Source organism: Acinetobacter sp. SwsAc6, assembly GCF_013391565.1.
In the GTDB taxonomy this organism is placed as follows: domain Bacteria; phylum Pseudomonadota; class Gammaproteobacteria; order Pseudomonadales; family Moraxellaceae; genus Acinetobacter; species Acinetobacter cumulans.
Genome location: NZ_JACAXE010000012.1, coordinates 17,357 through 37,595 on the forward strand (window position 1 = coordinate 17,357; position 20,239 = coordinate 37,595).

Sequence of the window (20,239 nt, forward strand, 5' to 3'; positions counted from 1 at the left end):
TCTAGATTTTGATTTTAAAGACATGTTTATTTATTTAAGAATTTCTTGAAATTAACTAAAATTCGGAAGCTAACAAATAGGGCTGCGCACGAAAATAATCCAATCCCAAACACTGTAAATTTTAAATTATTTATGTCTTGTTGATATGCTTGTTGTATTTGGGCTTGATCGTATTTGAATTCCTGAGAGTGTTGTGTGCGACTATCCGTATATTTAACTTGATGAATATAGAAGTTGTAGCCTACTTTTAGTAAATCGACTTGATGAATCTGTCGGGTTTGTTGCTGGTTGTATTGATCTGTACAAATATTTGCATAGTGCTCGCAACTAATTTTGGCAATATAACCATTTTGCGCAATCGCAATATATATAGCTGGGTCTGGTTTTTGATTGTTAGAAATTAACACCAATTGCTCTTTCTTTGTGGAAACCAAATGAATCGTTTGAGCATTTTGAAATGTTTGATCAGCTAAACGTATTTCATTTAATTTTGAGATACACGTCCAGACCAAAGAGATGGTGATGAAAAAAATAACAGCCGCGAAACACATGCGGAAAACAGTTTTTACAGTAAGGTGCATAAGATCATCACAACAAGCAGTTTAAACCATAAGACACTAAACCTATGGCAGTTACTTTATGGTAAAACATTCTGTATGAAATAGTGAAATAAACTGAATTGCTACACGAAAATAGTCGCGATTTGAGTACAATATTTACAATCTAAATGAGTTGCTGTTAGGTATTTTTTATTTAAATATATAATTTGAATTTGCTCATTAGCACTCAGGCTCAAAGAATTGGATGAGGAATGGGAAACTTTTTTTTCTTACAGGTATTTACTGTAATTTTTGCACTCTCAATTGCAACTACAATTTTTAATAAGCGGATCTTGGGCTTTCCACAAGCCATTGGTGTGCCTATTGTTTCAGCAATTTTTGTCTTTATTTTACAGTGGGGCGCAAGCCTGCTGAATGGTAATCAATTTGTGGTCATCAATATTCATAATATTGAGGAAGCAGTTCGACATATTGATTTTTATGACTTTTTAATTAATGGTGTGATCTGTTTTATTTTGACGTCTTCCGCGTTGAAATTTAAGGTCTCAGATTTACGTAGCCATTGGAAACCTATTAGTATTTTGGCCAGTATTGCGCTGGTTTTGTGTGCCACGTTCTTTGGGATGGCGCTGTATGGTTACCAATTTTTAATTGGACAGCATGTTGATTTACTGGTGCTGTTATTGCTTGGTGCTGCTTTGGGGGCGACGGATCCAATCGGGATTAAAGGCGTATTAAGTTCTGTACGTGCTCCCCATCATTTAATTGTTAAGTTGGAAGGTGAGTCACTATTTAACGATGCAATGTGTATTGCCTTATTTATGACCTTGTTAAATGTACTGCAGGGTGCGCACGTCACATTGTATGGCATTTTAAAAACCTTACTCTATGAAATTGTGGTAGCTATTATTATTGGTTGGGCTTTTGGTCAGGCCATATTGCGTATTTTACGTGGTAAGCATGAGATGGAGTCACTGATTCTGACTACAGCATTGTTAGCATGTGGGTCTTACTTGGTTGCATTGTTTGCCCATGCTTCTGCACCTATTGCATGTGTGATTGGTGGCTTAATTGTGGGTAACCGCTGGAAAGAGATTTTAGAAGCACGTGAAATCCGTGAAGTGAATCATTTTTGGCATACAGTTGAAGGGATTATTAACTCCTTTTTATTTACGCTTATCGGTTTAGAGCTTTTTATTTTAGATCTCAGTATTAGCTTAATTTTGGGCGGGATTGTTGCCTTCTTAATTTTGCATGCTTCACGCTTTGCTGCCAATTATCTTTCCTTTGCCTTTTTCCCAAGTTTTCGCAAAAAGAGTTACAACGGTAGTTTGGCCATACTGTCTTGGGGTGGGGTGCGTGGTGGGATTTCGCTTGCCTTAATTTTGGCGGTCGCGAACGTGCCTCAGTTAAGTGAATATAGCAGTATTTTAATTGGCTATACCTTTATTGTGGTGCTGTTATCTGGTTTGGTCTGCGGTTTAGGCCTGCCTGCGGTCATGAATGCTTTTTATCATAATCCCAATGAAGAAACCCAAGGCTTTAAAGGTTGGTATCAACGGATGTGCCATAAAATGAACCGTAAAGGTTTTCAATATGTGGTGGGTGAGGATGCATTAGGTAATGAAACGATTACCGTGTATAAGCCAGAAGCATTGATTGATGAAAAGGCTGAGGATGGTGTAGCTGCGGTACATAACCCTGAGCGTGTACAAGAAGTAAAACGCTTAGAAAACCCAGATAACTTCTAAGGATTAGTACAAATTTTATTCTGATATTTATCTTATACATTTAACCTGTATAAGAATTGCGAAAGCCAAATAAAGTATAACTTTATTTGGCTTTTTTATTATTTATGTAAAGTATTAATTTATAACCATTTGACGGAAACTTGGTATATGGCTTTCTATTTTTAAGTAAAAAGCTGGAAATTCGGTTACAAAAAATGTGACTCATGTCACAAAAAAATAAGTTGTTGTTATTTAATGGTTATATTACAGTTTTAGGAGTGTAGACATGGCAATTAAACAATATTTTTCAAGCAATTGTGCAAAAAAAAAGCAAAATGTGATATAAAACACATTATTAAAAATAGAGTTTCTAATGGGTTGTATTTTAATGAAAAAGTTAAAAAAAACAACACATTGCAAAACTAATCTAAAACAGAAACATACATAACACATATTGAGGGTCACGCTATGACGCAAATTTCTGTTATTTCGAAGGAAAGTCATCAGGTTCTAGAACAAGTCGATTCGAACCGTGTTGGACTTACACAAAACTCAGTTGTTGTAGTTAAGGTCCCGAAAGAGGATGTGGCTTCAATTACGCGAGATGGCAACAATGCAGTAATCACGCTAAAAAGCGGTGAAACTATTGTTATTGAAAATTATTTTGCTGGTGACAAACCAGATAACAGTCTGGTTTTTGAAAGCGATGATGGCGGTTTGTTTTGGGCTAAATTTACGGATGCAAATGGCGCGATTGCAGACGTGATCCAATATCAACCTTTAGCAGAAATTGAGCCTTTACTGTATAAAGATTCTTTGGTTGGTGCAATTTTACCTTGGGCATTGGGTGCTGCTGGTGTTGGTGCAGTAGGTGCTGCAGTTAATAATGGTTCATCAAATAACAATGATGGTACGCCAAGCCCTGTTAAAAAATTAAGTACATTGGTTGTGACTGATAACGTTGAGCCTAAAACTGGCCAACTTACAGCGGGTAGCGCAACAAATGACAAAACACCTGTTGTCTCAGGTACAGGTGCTGAACCAGGCGCGACAATTAAAGTTTATGACGGTAACCAGCTAGTTGCAGAAACTGTCGCAAAAGCAGATGGTAGCTGGAGCGTTAAACTTCCTAAAGAATTGACAGATGGCGACCATTCAATTTTTGCAACACAGACAGTGGATGGCGTTGAAGGTCCTAAATCGGATGCTTTAAATTTCACAGTTGATACTCAAGATCCGACTGTTAGCATTAATGATTTGGGCGATACCAACGATACGACCCCTACGATTAGCGGTAAAACCAACGAGCCAAAAGCTGAAATTGACGTTGTAATTAAAGATAAAAATGGCAATGTGGTTGACAGTGGTAAAGCAAATGTAGATGACCAAGGCAACTGGAATTACACTCCATCAAAACCTTTGCCAGAAGGCGAATACAAAGTTGAAGTGACTGCGAAAGACCCTGCAGGCAATGAAAGCACACAAGATAAAGGTGGTTTGGTTGTAGATACGACTGATCCTACAATTATGATTGATCCGTTAAAACCAACGGGTGACTCAACACCAACGATCACTGGTAAAACAGATCCTGATGCTTCTGTTGATGTAGTCATTAAAGACAAAGATGGCAACATTGTTGATTCAGGTAAAGGCACTGTAGATGGTAATGGTGATTGGACTTATACACCATCTAAACCGCTTCCAGAAGGTCCGTATGAGGTTGAAGTTACTGCAAAAGATCCAGCTGGTAATGATAAAACTGTAACTGATAAAGGCTTAGATGTAGATTCATCTTTACCTGTAATTAGCATTGATCCGCTTAAACCAACCAATGACACGACACCAACGGTGACAGGTAAAACTGAGCCAGGCGCAACAGTTACTGTTGAAGTTAAAGACTCGACAGGTAAAGTTGTAGATTCTGGCCCAGCAACTGTAGATAGCAATGGCAACTGGTCATACACACCATCTACAACACTACCAGATGGCGCATATACTGTTGATGCGACTGCAAAAGATGCTGCAGGTAATCCATCGACTGCGACAGACAAAGGCTTATCTGTAGATACGCAAGCACCAACAATTAGCATTAACCCACTTGCACCAACCAACGACACGACACCGACTGTTTCAGGTAAAACTGAAGCGGGCGCAACTGTTAATGTAGAAATTAAAGATGCAACAGGTAAAGTTGTAGAGTCTGGTCCTGCAACTGTAGATAGCAATGGCAACTGGTCGTACACACCATCTACAACACTACCAGATGGCGCGTATACTGTTGATGCAACTGCAAAAGATGCTGCAGGCAATCCAGCAACTGCAACAGACAAAGGCTTAGCTGTTGATACGCAAGCACCAACAATTAGCATTAATCCACTTGCTCCAACCAATGACAATACACCAACGATTTCAGGTAAAACTGAGCCTGGTGCAACTGTTAATGTTGAAATTAAAGACCCAACTGGCAAAGTTGTAGAGTCTGGTCCAGCAACTGTAGATGGCAATGGTAACTGGTCATATACACCAGCAAACCCACTTCCAGAAGGTCCATATACGGTTGATGCAACTGCAAAAGATCCTGCGGGCAATCCTTCAACAGCAACAGAGCAAGGCTTAGATGTTAATACATCTGCACTTACTGTATCGATTGATCCATTAAAACCAACGCAAGACACAACACCAGATATTTCTGGTAAAACAGCTGTTGGTGCAACAGTAACAGTTGAAGTGAAGGACTCGACTGGTAAAGTTGTGGCTACAGGCCCAGCGACAGTGGATTCAAATGGTAATTGGACATTTACACCATCTACTGCACTTGCTGAAGGAAACTATACAGTTGCAGTTGAAGCCGTAAATGTTGCCAACACGAAAGCAAATGCGACTGCGACGGGTTTAATTGTAGACACTACTTTACCAGCAGTGACTATTGATCATTTGGTTTTAACCAATGATGCAACTCCAACAGTAAAAGGCACAACAGAAAAAGGTGCAACGGTCACTGTTGAAGTTAAAGATTCGACAGGTAAGGTTGTAGATTCTGGTCCAGCAACTGTAGATGCGAACGGCAACTGGACTTATACGCCATCTAAAACACTTCCAGATGGTGCATACACTGTTGATGCAACTGCAAAAGATGCTGCAGGCAACCCAGCTACTGCAACAGACAAAGGTTTGGTTGTAGATACAACTCCACCAACAGTGACGATTGATGTATTAGGTTTGACGAATGCTACGTCACCAATCATTAAAGGTACAGCTGAAGCGGGTGCAACAGTTACTGTAGAAGTAAAAGATGCAGCAGGTAATGTCATTGACTCTGGTAATGCGCAAGTTGATGGCAGTGGCAATTGGACATTTACACCAAATAAACCGCTAGCAGATGGTTCTTATAAAGTTGAAGCGACTGCTAAAGATGCTGCAGGTAACCCTGATATTGCAATTGATACAGGTTTGAAAATTGATACTGTTCCACCAACAGTAGACATTGATAATCTATTTGGTGCTGCTTCAGCACGTATGCTAATGAGTGTTGCAAGTACAACATCAGCATCGTTACCACAAACCAATCAAGTAAAACCAACATTCTCTGGTAATTCGACGAAGAGTGTTGAAGTCATGATTTATCTACAAGATGAATCAGGTAAAAATATTGATTCGGGCTTAGCAAAATTAGACACAGCTACAGGTAAGTGGACTTACACACCATCTCATGATTTGGCTGAAGGCTATTACATGCTTCAAGCAATTTCTAAAGATGCTGCAGGTAACCAAAGTGCGCCAGCTGCGAAAGCATTTATTGTTGATATTCAAGCACCTGTGGTTGAGGTGGATGATGTTGGCTTAACCAATGACGCAACACCTGATGTGAAAGGTAAAGTAAATGAACCTACATCTACAGTGACTGTAAAAGTTGCTGATGCGACTGGCAAAGTTATTGAGACAGGTATCGCAACAGTTGCTTCTGATGGTAAATGGTCATATACCGTTAAAACATCGCTTACAGATGGTGACTATGTTGTATCTGCAACAGCAAAAGACAAAGCAGGCAACATTAGTGCAGAAGATAGTGCAACAGCTAAGATTGATACAGCAGCACCAACATCTACACTTACAGTCAGCCCTACAGGCGAAGTTGTTATCACCTTCAGCGAAGCTGTAAAAGGTTTTGATAAGTCAGATGTGACAGTGAATGGCGGTACACTGCTTAACTTAACACAACAAGCGGATGGTTCTTGGAAAGGCCAAGTTGTTGCGAATGGAACCACAGGCGCGAGTGGCAAAATAGATGTAATTATTGCTGATAGCTCATATACAGATACAGCGGGTAACGCAGGTAAAGGTTCGAGCGTTCTTGGTATGGATGTAGTTAGCGTTGATACCACACCGCCTGCAGCGACGATTGTGATTTCACCTGCTGGTGATGTGACAATTAGTTTTAGCGAGCCAGTAAAAGGCTTTGATGCATCTGATGTCAAAGTGACTGGTGGTACATTGCAAGGCTTAACACAACAAGCAGATGGTACTTGGACGGGTCACGTTGTTGCAAATGGCAACACGGGTGCGTCAGCAAACGTAGATTTAACCATCCCAGCTGGCTCATATACAGACTTGGCTAATAATCCTGGTGCTGCTGCAACTCAATCACAATCTGTACCAAGCATCGATACTACAGCGCCAACGCCAACAATTACGTTGACTCCAGCAGGCGAAGTAACAATCAGCTTCAGCGAGCCAGTAAAAGGCTTTGATGCGACTGATGTGAAAGTGACTGGCGGTAAATTGGTGAATTTAACTGAACAACCAGATGGCACGTGGACGGGTCAAGTCGCAGCAAATGGTGCGACAGGTGCTCCAGGAAATGTAGTTGTTTCGATTGGTGCAGGCTCTTATACAGACGTGGCAAATAACCCAGGTAATGGTGGATTTGCAATTGAAAATGTACCAAGTATTGATACCACAGCGCCGACTTCAACAGTGACACTCGATGCAAACGGCAACTTAAAAATCACATTCAGCGAAGCGGTTAAAGGTTTCGATGCATCTGATGTGAAAGTAGCTGGCGGCACAGTAAGTGGCTTAACACAACAGCCTGATGGCTCTTGGACTGGTAAAGTTGTTGCAGATGGCAACACAGGTGCATTGGGTAAAGTGACCGTGAGTGTTGCAGACAATTCTTATACCGACCTTGCGGGTAATAATGGTAAAGGCAATAGCGCAACAAATGATATTGCGAGTGTTGATACGACAGCGCCGACAGCAACGATTGTGATTACGCCAGCGGGCGAAGTAACGATCAGCTTCAGCGAGCCAGTAAAAGACTTCACTCCATCTGACTTGGTTGTAGCGGGTGGTGCTGTCACTGGTTTGGTTCAACAGCCAGATGGTACTTGGAAAGGTCAAGTCGTGTCGAATGATCCAACAGGCGCACCAGGTCAAGTAGATATTACGATTCCAGCGGGTTCATACACAGACAATGCAGGTAATCCAGGTCAACCAGCAACAGCTAGTCAATCTGTTCCAGGTTTCGATACTACGGCACCAACGTCTACGATGACTCTAGATGCGAATGGCAACTTGAAGATCACGTTCAGCGAAGCAATCAAAGGCTTCGATGCATCTGATGTGAAAGTGACAGGTGGTACAGTGAGTGGCTTAACTCAACAGGCTGACGGTTCTTGGACAGCTAAAGTTGCAGCAGATGGCAACACAGGTGCACCAGGTCTAGTCACAGTTACTGTTGCAGACAACTCATATACAGACCTTGCAGGTAATAACGGTAAAGGTTCAAAAGTTGAAAATATCAGTGTGCCAAGTATCGATACAACTGCGCCAACATCTACGACAACCCTAGATGCAAATGGCAACTTGAAAATCAGCTTCAGCGAAACGGTTAAAGGTTTCGATGCATCTGATGTGAAAGTAACTGGCGGTACAGTGAGTGGCTTAACTCAACAAGCAGACGGTTCTTGGACAGGCAAAGTGGTTGCTGATGGCAACACAGGTGCATCTGGTCTAGTTACAGTTACTGTTGCAGACAACTCATTCACAGACCTTGCAGGTAACAACGGTATTGGTTCGAAAGCTGAAAATATCAGCGTACCAAGTCTAGATACAACTGCACCGACAGCAACGATTGTGATTACGCCAGCGGGTGAGGTAACAATTACATTTAGCGAGCCAGTAAAAGGCTTCGATCCAACTGATGTGAAAGTGACTGGCGGTACGGTGAGTGGTTTAACTCAACAGCCAGACGGTTCATGGACAGGTAAAGTGGTTGCTGATGGCAATACAGGTGCCGCGGGTAAAGTAGATTTAACCATCCCAGCTGGTTCATATACTGACAATGCAGGTAACCCTGGTACTGTTGCGAACCAATCACAATCTGTACCAAGTATCGATACTACTGCGCCAACATCTACGACAACCCTAGATGCAAATGGCAACTTGAAGATCACATTCAGCGAAACGGTTAAAGGTTTCGATGCATCTGATGTGAAAGTGACTGGCGGTACAGTAAGTGGCTTAACTCAACAAGCAGACGGTTCTTGGACAGGCAAAGTGGTTGCTGATGGCAACACAGGTGCACCTGGTCTAGTTACAGTTACTGTTGCAGACAACTCATTCACAGACCTTGCAGGTAACAACGGTATTGGTTCGAAAGCTGAAAATATCAGCGTACCAAGTGTCGATACAACTGCACCGACAGCAACGATTGTGATTACGCCAGCGGGTGAAGTAACAATTACATTTAGCGAGCCAGTAAAAGGCTTCGATCCAACTGATGTGAAAGTGACTGGCGGTACGGTGAGTGGCTTAACTCAACAGCCAGACGGTTCATGGACAGGTAAAGTGGTTGCTGATGGCAATACAGGTGCCGTGGGTAAAGTAGATTTAACCATCCCAGCTGGTTCATATACTGACAATGCAGGTAACCCTGGTACTGTTGCGAACCAATCACAATCTGTACCAAGTATTGATACCACAGCGCCGACTTCAACAGTGACACTAGATGCAAATGGCAACTTGAAGATCACATTCAGCGAAACGGTTAAAGGTTTCGATGCATCTGATGTGAAAGTGACTGGCGGTACAGTGAGTGGCTTAACTCAACAAGCAGACGGTTCTTGGACAGGCAAAGTGGTTGCTGATGGCAACACAGGTGCATCTGGTCTAGTTACAGTTACTGTTGCAGACAACTCATTCACAGACCTTGCAGGTAACAACGGTATTGGTTCGAAAGCTGAAAATATCAGCGTACCAAGTGTCGATACAACTGCACCGACAGCAACGATTGTGATTACGCCAGCGGGTGAAGTAACAATTACATTTAGCGAGCCAGTAAAAGGCTTCGATCCAACTGATGTGAAAGTGACTGGCGGTACGGTGAGTGGCTTAACTCAACAGCCAGACGGTTCATGGACAGGTAAAGTGGTTGCTGATGGCAATACAGGTGCCGTGGGTAAAGTAGATTTAACCATCCCAGCTGGTTCATATACTGACAATGCAGGTAACCCTGGTACTGTTGCGAACCAATCACAATCTGTACCAAGTATTGATACCACAGCACCAACTTCAACAGTGACACTAGATGCCAACGGCAACTTGAAGATCACATTCAGCGAAACGGTTAAAGGTTTTGATGCATCTGATGTGAAAGTAACTGGCGGTACAGTGAGTGGCTTAACTCAACAGGCAGACGGTTCTTGGACAGGCAAAGTGGTTGCTGATGGCAACACAGGTGCGCTAGGTGCTGTTACTGTGAGTGTTGCAGATAACTCTTATACGGACCTTGCTGGCAATAATGGTAAAGGCAATAGCGCATCTAACAATATTGCAAGTGTTGATACAACTGCACCAACAGCAGCGATTGTGATTACGCCAGCAGGCGAAGTGACAATTACATTTAGCGAGCCAGTAAAAGACTTCACTCCATCTGACTTGGTTGTAGCAGGCGGTACAGTGAGTGGCTTGACTCAACAGCCAGATGGTACTTGGAAAGGTCAAGTTGTATCGAATGATCCAGTGGGTGCACCAGGTAAGGTCGATATCTCGATACCAGCGGGTTCATACTCAGATGTCGCAGGTAACCCAGGCCAATTGGCAACAGGTAGTCAAACTGTTCCAGGTTTTGATACCACTGCGCCAACATCTACGACAACCCTAGATGCAAATGGCAACTTGAAAATCAGCTTCAGCGAAACGGTTAAAGGTTTCGATGCATCTGATGTGAAAGTAACTGGCGGTACAGTAAGTGGCTTAACTCAACAAGCAGACGGTTCTTGGACAGGCAAAGTGGTTGCTGATGGCAACACAGGTGCACCTGGTCTAGTTACAGTTACTGTTGCAGACAACTCATTCACAGACCTTGCAGGTAACAACGGTATTGGTTCAAAAGCAGACAATATCAGCGTACCAAGTATTGATACCACAGCACCAAGTGTGACAGTTTCATTTGATGTGAATGGTGTGACGGTAATTAACTTCAGCGAGGCTGTAACTGGCTTCGATGCATCTGATATCACTGTAGCAGGCGGTACATTAAACAACCTTGTGCAGGTTTCTGAAACACAGTGGACTGCACAAATTAAGGTGAGTGGTTCGGCAGCAGTTCAAACAGTTGAAGTGTCAATTGGCAATGGTACGTATACAGATAAAGCTGGCAACGCTGGTACTGGTACGACTGTGAAAGGTGATATTACACTGCCAACAGTAGAAATTGATCCATTCGATTTCTTCGCAGCACCAGTTGCTGCACCGGTAATGAAATTTGCAGCGCGTGCATTGCTCGCAGCAGAGCCATTACCTCCTGCAACCAATAACCCTAAACAAACTTTCAACGGTTCATCTGTGAACAGTGTGGAAGTGAAAATCAACATTTATGACAGCTCGGATAAAATTGTTGAGTCAGGTTTAGCGACATTAAATACATCAACAGGCCGTTGGTCATTTACACCGTCTAAACCTCTTGCAGATGGTCAATTCCGCTTAGAAGCAATTTCAAAAAATGCTTATGGTGTGACAAGTGCGCCTGCAAACATCAAGTTTATTGTTGATACAGTTAAACCAACAATTGACATTGATGATTCAGGTGTCGTGAGTGATGCAACACCAAGCTTCTCAGGTAAAACTGAAGCGAATGCGACTGTAACTGTAACGGTTAAAGATGCAGCTGGTAAAGTTCTTGCATCTGGTGCTGCAGTCGTTGCGGCAGATGGTAGCTGGACATATACAGCACCAAATCTTGCAGATGGTACTTATAAAGTTGAAGCAGTTGCGAAAGATCGCGCAGGTAACTTGAGTGATCCAGATTCAACAAATGTAACTGTGGATACCGTTGCACAACTTGACGCATTGACTGTGACAGCAAATCCAGATGGTACAGCAACCATTACTGGTAAGTCTGAGCCTGGCGCGACAGTGACTGTGAAAGATCCAAATGGTAATGATCTGAAAGTAACTGTTAATCCAGACGGTACATTTAGCGCGGTTGCAGCTGCACCAGCAGCGGAAGGTACATATACAGCAACTGCAAAAGATGTGGCGGGCAATACTGCAACATCTACCGCTGTACTTGACGACAACGTAGCTCCAGTTGTGACTGTAGACGTAACGCCAAATGCAGATGGTACTGCGAGCATTACAGGTAAAACTGAACCAGGCGCAACAGTGACTGTGAAAGACCCTGCAGGTAACAATGTTCCTGTAACGGTTAATCCAGATGGTACTTACACAGCAACAGTTCCAGCACCAGCAGCAGAAGGTACATACACTGCAACTGCAACGGATAAAGCTGGCAATGTTGGTACAGGTACAGATGTACTTGTAGATAATGTTGCACCAACGATTGTGAGCTTGGATGTAACACCAAATGCAGACGGTACTGCGAGCATTACAGGTAAAACAGAACCAGGTGCAACGGTAACTGTGAAAGATCCAGCAGGTAACAACGTTCCTGTAACAGTTAATCCAGATGGTACGTTCACTGCGACAGTTCCAGCACCAGCTGCAGAAGGTACATATACTGCAACGGCAACGGATAAAGCAGGTAATACTGGTACTGCAACCGATGTACTTGATGACAATATTGGTCCACAAGTAACGGTAGACATCACACCAAATGCAGACGGTACTGCGAGCATTACAGGTAAAACAGAACCAGGTGCAACAGTGACTGTGAAGGACCCAGCAGGCAATAATGTTCCTGTAACAGTTAACCCAGACGGTACGTACACAGCAACAGTTCCAGCACCAGCAGCAGAAGGTACATATACTGTCACTGCAACAGATAAAGCAGGTAATCCAAGCACAGCAACTGATGTGTTGGATGATAATGTTGCTCCAGTTGTAAGCATCGATGTGGTTTCGAACTCAGATGGTACGGCAACAGTGACAGGTAAAACTGAAGCAGGTGCCACAGTGACTGTGAAAGACCCAGCAGGCAATAATGTTCCTGTAACGGTTAATCCAGATGGTACATATACAGCGACTGTTCCAGCGACAGCAGCAGAAGGTACATACACTGCAACTGCAACGGATAAAGCAGGTAATGTAGGTTCTGCAACAGATGCATTGGTAGATTCTTCTGTACCAAGCATTTTGACTGCACAAGTTGATAGTCAAACGGGTGCATTTGTGACTGGTAAAGCACAGCCAGGTTCATCGATTACGGTATATACAGAAGACGGAAAAACTGTCTTGGGTACAGGTACTGTAGATGCTTCTGGTCAGTACTCAGTTACATTGAATCCAGCTCAGGTAGATGGCGAAACAGTTAAAGTGACCGCCAAAGATCCAGGTGGTGAATCTGCACCAGTAACAGCAGCTGCACCAGACTTATATGCACCAGATGCACCAACTGCACAAGTTGCTACAGATGGTAAATCAGTAACAGGTGTAACTGAGCCAAATGCAATCGTACAAGTGTATGGTGGTAGTAAAGGCACAACTGTGATTGGTACTGCAGTAGCAGGCGCAGATGGCAAATATACAGTGCCGCTCAACCCAGCATTGGTGGATGGTGAAGCTGTGAAAGTTACAGCGAAAGATCCAGGTGGTGAATCGCTTGCGACTCCTGCAACTGCACCAGACTTGTATGCACCAGCTGCACCTACTGCAACGATTAATGCAAAAGGCGATACTGTAACAGGTACAGCAGAAGCGAACTCTGTGATTAAAGTCTATGCACCAGATGGTAAGACTGTAATTGCACAAGGTAATTCAGATGCAAATGGTAACTACAGCATTAAATTGCCAACATCATATACAGATGGTCAAACACTTCTAGTCAGTGCGAGTGATGCAGGTGGTGAATCTGGTAAAACAGGTTCTAAAGCACCAAACATTACTGTGGATGCGGTAGATAACCTAGTCGATGCAGGCATTAACTTTGAATATCCTGTACTGGCAACACGTACTTCTGAGCTATTTAATAAATTTGTTGGTTTCAATATTGGTGAAAAAACATTTAATGGTGTGTTTGTTGTTGGTGAAAACGAAGTTGCAAACGCAACCATTACCGTAACAACGAAATCACTCATTAACTTGTTCGACCAAGCTGAAATGAAGCTTTATAAAGTTGTGAATGGTGTAGATGTACTTGTAGGTACAAATAAGGATGCAGGTTTATTTGACTTACTAGGTATTTTTGGTGAAAGCACACAAATACAAGTGAAAAACCTACTTCCAGGTGAATACAAATTTGCATTCTCAGGTGGATCATTAATTGGTGTTGGTACTTCAATTAGCGCTGGCTTATCACTTCAAGTATTTGATACAGCGAAAGACCCAGTGGTTTCAGGTGTAACCAATAAGTCTGGTAACGTGATTACAGATGCTGATGGTATTTACGGTAAAGACAATGTTCCAGCAGGTACAACTGTAACGACCGTAAATGGCAAAGCTGTAAATGCTTCAGGTACTACAGTGATTACAGGTGACCACGGTACACTGATCATTGCTAAAGATGGCTCGTACACCTATAAACCGACTGAAAATGTAACGAATATTGGTAAGTCTGAAGTATTTAGCTATACAGTAACTGATCCAGTTACAGGTAAATCAGATACTGCGAGCCTCATTATTCACATTGGTACAGCGGGTGATCTTGCTGTGAAATGGGATGCAGCAAATCCGAAAAATGATGCAACAACAGTTGTTGCAACAGACAATACGGATACCATTGGGGTACAAGCTACAAATGCGGTGAGTGTAGGTGCTGCTAAATCAATTAGCTATAGTTGGCTTATCGGTTTCTCTGGTGCTGCAATTGGTAAAACGAGTGGCAGTACTGACATTACTGTAGCGGAAGGCACAATTGAAAATGTAAATATCAATTTTGGCTCTGCACAGCTGGTATCACTACTTGGTAGTACAAGTGTGAATGTGAAAGATACTACTGGTAAAATCGTTGCATCAACAAATGCAGGTACATTGGTTGACGTGATTGGCATCTTACCAAATGGTAATTCACTCAGCATTCCAGGTCTGAAAGCAGGTACGTACACTATTGAGATTGTGACTAACTCTGGCTTAGTCAGTGTTGGCGGTAGTGTAAATGCTTCAATTACACGTAGTGTGATTGATCTTGATGACTTCACTGCGAAATCACTTGCAACGAAAACCACTGGTAATCTACTTACAGATAATGATGGCCATGGTGTAGATGTACTTGCTTCGAAATATACAGACCTGTATATCTCGCAAGATGGTGGTCAAACCTATACTGCTGTGACCACTACGGGTGTTACGGTTAAAGGTGCACACGGCGACTTGAACATTAAAGCTGACGGTAGCTACACATACAGCGTGACAGACTCAGCATTCAAGGTGGGTACTGGTGATCAATTTACATATAAATTGGTTGCGCCAAATGGTGATACTTCAGTGGCTCACCTCAACATTGAAACGGGTTATGAGTACAACACAAGTATTGGTAATGATGTGATTACAAGCTCTGTAGGTAATGACGTTTATACAACCAATGCAGGTGCAGATACCGTAATCTTCAAGTTGTTGAATACTGCTGAAGCAACAGGTGGTAATGGTCATGACACTTGGACAGACTTCAAGAAAGCAGATGGCGACAAGATCGATATCAGCGCATTGTTACAAGGTCAAAATGTAACGGCTTCTAATATTGGTAACTACGTATCTGTGGCGAAAGACGGTCATGGTAATACGATTATTAGTATCGATCGTGATGGTCAAGGCAGTACATTCAACGGTAAGACAGAATTGCTTACTTTGAAAAATACAGATGTTACATTACAAGAACTTTTAGACAACAATCACTTGATCTACCATTGATCTAGCAATTGTCTAAATAGTTTAAATAATTAACAATAAAAGAGGGCCCTCGGGCTCTCTTTTTTTATGCTTGAGTCATTCAAAATGCCAAATCCAAACGCTGAGTTAGCTATACAAATTTTAAATGTGGTGAAACTGATTCCGTATGGCAAAGTTGCAACTTATGGTCAGGTTGCGAAGCTTGCAGGCTTACCTAAACATGCACGGATGGTAGGGCGGGTTTTAAAATACCTAGACAATGAACAAGCTATTCCATGGCATCGGGTAATTAATGCACAAGGGCGTTTTAGTGTTGTTGAGCTAAATGCACAGGGTATGAATAAACAACAGCAATTGTTATTGCAAGAAGGTGTAACTGTTATTGAGGGGCGGGTGAATTTAAAAAAATACCAATGGCAACTATAAAAAAACCTCTTCAAAAAATTGAAGAGGTTTTAGTGTCATTAAAGCGTTCTTGAAAGCAAAAAAAATCGTGAAGATCTAAGCTAAGCTTTCAAGTGCGACAGATTACTTACGAACAATAAGAACAGGTGCTTGAGCAGAACCCAACACACTTTGTGCAACACTGCCTAAGAAGAATTTTTTCAGACCAGTACGCCCATGTGAGCCAATAATAATCAGATCCGCCTGGATTTCATCTGCGGCTTTCGCAATTTCACTATGCACAACTTGCCCTTCAAGAAGTTTTGATTCAACGTTCAGGCCTGTGCCTTCAAATTTAGCCAAGGCTTCATTGAGTGTGGCTTGAATTGAAACACGTGCGCGCTCAATTAATTCATTCGTTTGCGACGCGCTAATATATTCTGCTGCAATATATGGGTCTAAAGTGAGGACTTGAACCACCGTAATTTTACTTTTAAATGCTTGTGCAATTTCGATGGCTTTATCTACTGCGGCATAAGAAGTTTCTGAACCGTCTACAGGAACTAAGATATTCTGAAAAGTCATGTGAATACTCCTGATCTAAATATAAATTTATAGAGAAATTAAAATGGTTTTAAAGCTTATTAATTGAGCATACCTAAGTTTTAAATAAAATAAAACCTAGTAAATACATAGGGATAATTATTATTGATGAGTTAAAAAATGATGTGTAAACAGATGCTTGTGGATGATTTTGGGTTGAATTAGAAATATCTTGTTATTTAAAAAAATTAAAATAAAAACTTAGCGCTGGAAGATATAGAGAATAAAAAATTTAGCCTCAAACTTAAGCTTGAGGCTGAAAATGTAACGGACGATTAGTCACACTGAATTTGTGTGGCATCGAGTTTAATTTTGGGTGCCAATTGTGCATAGCTGAGAAGTACTTTTGCAGTTTTTTCACCAAAAATTTGTTGCTGAAGCTGTTGAATTTGCTTTTGGCTTAATCTTTGCGAAGCACAGCTTAATGCAATTTGATTTTCACGTGCCAATTCTAATTGTTGCTCTGTATTTAAATCAGCAAAGCGCACGATTTTTTGTTGTGCACGACTCAATTGCGCCATACTGCGTTTTTGTTGCATGCTGAGGAAGCTGTGATGGTTGATCCACTGTGCAACATCACGGCGTACACCGTTGTAATCGACAAAAATAGGCGAGATGATTTGACAGCCTGTAAATAAGCACATGCTCAAGAGCAGGATGAAAATTTTTTGCTGCATACTGTGGCCCTCAGCGGATTTAAAAGGAATTAAGGATAAAAATACGTGAAAAAAATACTAAATACTGTTGAATTTGTTTGTTTTTTGGCTGAAACAATCACGTTTGATTAAACACTAAACATTTGCGAATAAAAATGCTTGACGCTGGGGGGCTAAATTTAGATAATGCCCACACAGTTTACGGCTATGTAGCTCAGTTGGTTAGAGCACCGCACTCATAATGCGGGGGTCACAAGTTCAAGTCTCGTCATAGCCACCATTTTTATAGACCAAGCTCTCAGCTTGGTCTCTTTTTTTGTGCTTTAAAAAAGTATAAATAATTCAGCACAAATAAAATGAAAATTCTGTATTTATCTAAATAGATGATGCTGTTGTACTTCGGTTTAAATTTAACTGAGTTCAGATCTAAAAAAAAGCCCAAACACTAAGTTTGGGCTTTTTTATATTGCGCATCTGCTGTATTTAATTAGATGCCTGGTTTCCAGCCATTAACGATTGGGTAACGGCGTTCACGGCTAAATGCGCGTGAGCTAATACGTGGGCCAATCGCACCTTGACGGCGTTTGTATTCATTGAAATCGACTAAGCGAATGATTTTTGCAACCACTTCAGCATCAAAGCCTTTGGCAACAATATCATCTTGGCTCATGTCTTCTTCAATGTAAGCATACAAAATCGCATCCAATACATCATAAGCAGGTAAAGAGTCTTGATCGGTTTGATCTGGACGTAATTCTGCTGAAGGTGGGCGCGTAATTACACGTTCAGGAATAACAGGGGATTCTGCAATGCTGTTACGGTATTTAGCCAATTCAAACACGATGGTTTTGTATACGTCTTTTAATACCGCAAAGCCACCGACCATATCGCCATAAAGCGTGCAATAACCCACTGACAATTCAGATTTGTTACCTGTAGACAGTACCAAGTTGCCAAATTTGTTTGAAAGCGCCATTAATAGCGTACCGCGTGAACGCGCTTGCAAGTTTTCCTCTGTAGCATCTGCTGGTGCATTGCCAAAGAAAGGATAGAGCGTTTGCATAAAGCTGTTCACAATTGGATTGATTTCGGCAATACCAAAGGTCACACCCATATTTTTCGCTTGTTCAGCAGCATCTTCCACACTGATTTGTGCAGTATAGGTATACGGCATCATTACGGCTTGTACTTTGTCTGCGCCAATGGCATCAGCAGCAATCGCCAACGTTAAAGCTGAGTCAATACCGCCCGATAGGCCAAGAATTACACCTTTAAAACCAGAGCGTTGTACATAGTCGCGTGTTGCAAGTACAAGGCTTTGGTAAATTTCAGCCATGGTTTCAAGTACAGGAGTAATTGAACCCGCTTTAAAGGTTTTTTGTGCGCCATCGTATTCTGCAATGTACAGCTCTTCTTTAAAGCTTGGTGCTTGTAGTGCAACTTGACCATCTTTGTTCATCACAAAGCTTGTACCGTCAAAGACGAGGTCATCTTGTCCACCGACTTGGTTACAGTACACCAAGTTAATGTGCAATTGTTTAGCCAAAGCACTCATGGTTTCAACACGATGCTGTGGTTTACCTACTTCATACGGTGAGGCATTTAATACCAGTACAGTTTCTACGTTGAGTTGAGCCAGCTGCTGGACTGTTGGTAAAGACCATACGTCTTCACAAATTAAAATACCAAATTTATGGCCAAGGTATTCAAACACAAGGTGTTGATGTCCTTCGCTGAAATAACGTTTTTCATCAAATACGCTATAGTTTGGTAAATTTTGTTTGTTATATACACCCAAAACTTGACCGTCTTTCATAACGGCAGCTGAGTTATAGCGGTGGCCATCTTCAGTCGTGTTGACGAAGCCAAAAACCAAAACGATATCTTTAATTTCTGCTAATTGATCAAAAGCGAGTTTAGTGCGTTTATTTAAGCTAGGGCGTAGCAATAAATCTTCAGCAGGATAACCTAGCGTTGAAAGTTCTGGGAAAACAATAATATCGGCATTTTGTTTTTTAGCTTCATTTGCTTGCTCGAGCATTTTTGCAGTATTAGCTTCTATATTTCCAATATGTGGAGAGAATTGAGCAAGTGCAATTTTAAAACTATTCATTCCAACTAAATCCTATTCCTATAGGTGAATACACTTAAATTACTGATATTTTTATTATAATAATCCAGTGGAGTGTATTTGCGGATTAATAAACAACGAACTTAAATGCGAAAATTGACATATAAATGTGTGCTTGAAAATTACTGGCGACGCATAAATTAAGTCTCAGCTATTTTAGCTGAATTTAACATAGATACTAGGGGCTATTTATATCATTTCAAGCTCAAAGCTTGTAGCTTGTCCTATAAATGTGAGTTTTTGGAGATTTTAAAGGTTAATTTTTGCTAAATATGCGGAGGGTATTTGTGTATTTATGAAGTTTAATAATAGTATATTTTTTAAATCACTTTATATTTCATTATTATAAATAAAATTAATGATATAAAACCGTTCATTATGGTTGAAGAATAATATTTGGGATTTTCTTTAAGAAAATATCTCGCGCAATATCACCTTGTTGTTCAATATTATAGCAAGTAAAGGCTTTGTTGGCTTTAAAGCGGTAAGCATAGGGATTGTATTTTCGTGCAGAGAGAAAATAAGCCGTTTGCAACAAGGCACCGCGGAGTAAAACATTGATGCCTTGCTGGAATTGATAAATATGCGTCATTTCATGAATAAACAGTGCTTGGTACGCTAGGCTGGCTTGGCTATAGTCAGCTTTATAATGCCGATTATGTGCATGAATATCACCACAAGGTGCCATCACGACCCAAGGGCTTTGCCAAGGGACAAACAACTGATTCATGATGCGCACTTGGCTGTAATCAATTAAGTCACCAAATACGCTTTGGCACAGTTGAACTTCTGCTGGCGTTAACTGTCGGCACTTAAATTGATCGAGTTTTAAAAAGGGCAGGAGCACAGACAGTATAGGCAACATAGTTAAATCGAGTAATACACTGTGGT

At 41.5% G+C, this 20,239-nt stretch carries 8 protein-coding genes and 1 tRNA gene; 4 read left to right on the forward strand and 5 right to left on the reverse strand.

Annotated features, from left to right (window positions below; translation table 11 throughout):
* Positions 1 to 26: 26 nt before the first annotated feature.
* Positions 27 to 581, reverse strand: a complete 555-nt coding sequence (locus HYG93_RS09815; RefSeq protein ID WP_106985742.1) for a hypothetical protein — start codon at positions 579 to 581, stop codon at positions 27 to 29.
* 230 nt (positions 582 to 811) lie between these two features.
* Here HYG93_RS09815 and HYG93_RS09820 point away from each other — a divergent pair, with 230 nt between their 5' ends.
* From HYG93_RS09820 to HYG93_RS09850, 3 genes are all read left to right on the forward strand, one after another.
* Positions 812 to 2,311: a sodium:proton antiporter gene (locus HYG93_RS09820; protein WP_106985741.1), complete on the forward strand. Its 1,500-nt coding sequence runs from the start codon at positions 812 to 814 to the stop codon at positions 2,309 to 2,311.
* A 447-nt stretch (positions 2,312 to 2,758) separates the two neighbouring features.
* On the forward strand, positions 2,759 to 15,595 hold the full coding sequence (locus HYG93_RS19235; RefSeq protein ID WP_218646808.1) for a BapA/Bap/LapF family large adhesin: 12,837 nt from the start codon (positions 2,759 to 2,761) through the stop codon (positions 15,593 to 15,595).
* Between the two features lie 84 nt (positions 15,596 to 15,679).
* On the forward strand, positions 15,680 to 16,000 hold the full coding sequence (locus HYG93_RS09850; protein WP_117008024.1) for an MGMT family protein: 321 nt from the start codon (positions 15,680 to 15,682) through the stop codon (positions 15,998 to 16,000).
* Between the two features lie 102 nt (positions 16,001 to 16,102).
* Here HYG93_RS09850 and HYG93_RS09855 read toward each other — a convergent pair whose 3' ends face one another.
* Both HYG93_RS09855 and HYG93_RS09860 read right to left on the reverse strand, forming a co-directional pair.
* On the reverse strand, positions 16,103 to 16,543 hold the full coding sequence (locus HYG93_RS09855; protein ID WP_106985737.1) for a universal stress protein: 441 nt from the start codon (positions 16,541 to 16,543) through the stop codon (positions 16,103 to 16,105).
* 293 nt (positions 16,544 to 16,836) lie between these two features.
* A complete protein-coding gene (locus tag HYG93_RS09860) occupies positions 16,837 to 17,238 on the reverse strand; it encodes a hypothetical protein (protein WP_106985736.1) in 402 nt (133 codons plus the stop codon).
* A gap of 182 nt (positions 17,239 to 17,420) precedes the next feature.
* Between HYG93_RS09860 and HYG93_RS09865 the strand changes: the two genes are divergently transcribed.
* Positions 17,421 to 17,497, forward strand: a tRNA-Met gene (locus HYG93_RS09865).
* A 207-nt stretch (positions 17,498 to 17,704) separates the two neighbouring features.
* Here HYG93_RS09865 and HYG93_RS09870 read toward each other — a convergent pair.
* Together HYG93_RS09870 and HYG93_RS09875 are read right to left on the reverse strand one after the other, a co-directional pair.
* Positions 17,705 to 19,330: an NAD+ synthase gene (locus HYG93_RS09870; protein ID WP_120366087.1), complete on the reverse strand. Its 1,626-nt coding sequence runs from the start codon at positions 19,328 to 19,330 to the stop codon at positions 17,705 to 17,707.
* A gap of 394 nt (positions 19,331 to 19,724) precedes the next feature.
* Positions 19,725 to 20,213 carry a hypothetical protein gene (locus HYG93_RS09875; protein WP_117008012.1) on the reverse strand — a complete coding sequence of 163 codons (489 nt, stop codon included), beginning with the start codon at positions 20,211 to 20,213 and terminating at the stop codon, positions 19,725 to 19,727.
* Positions 20,214 to 20,239: the final 26 nt, after the last annotated feature.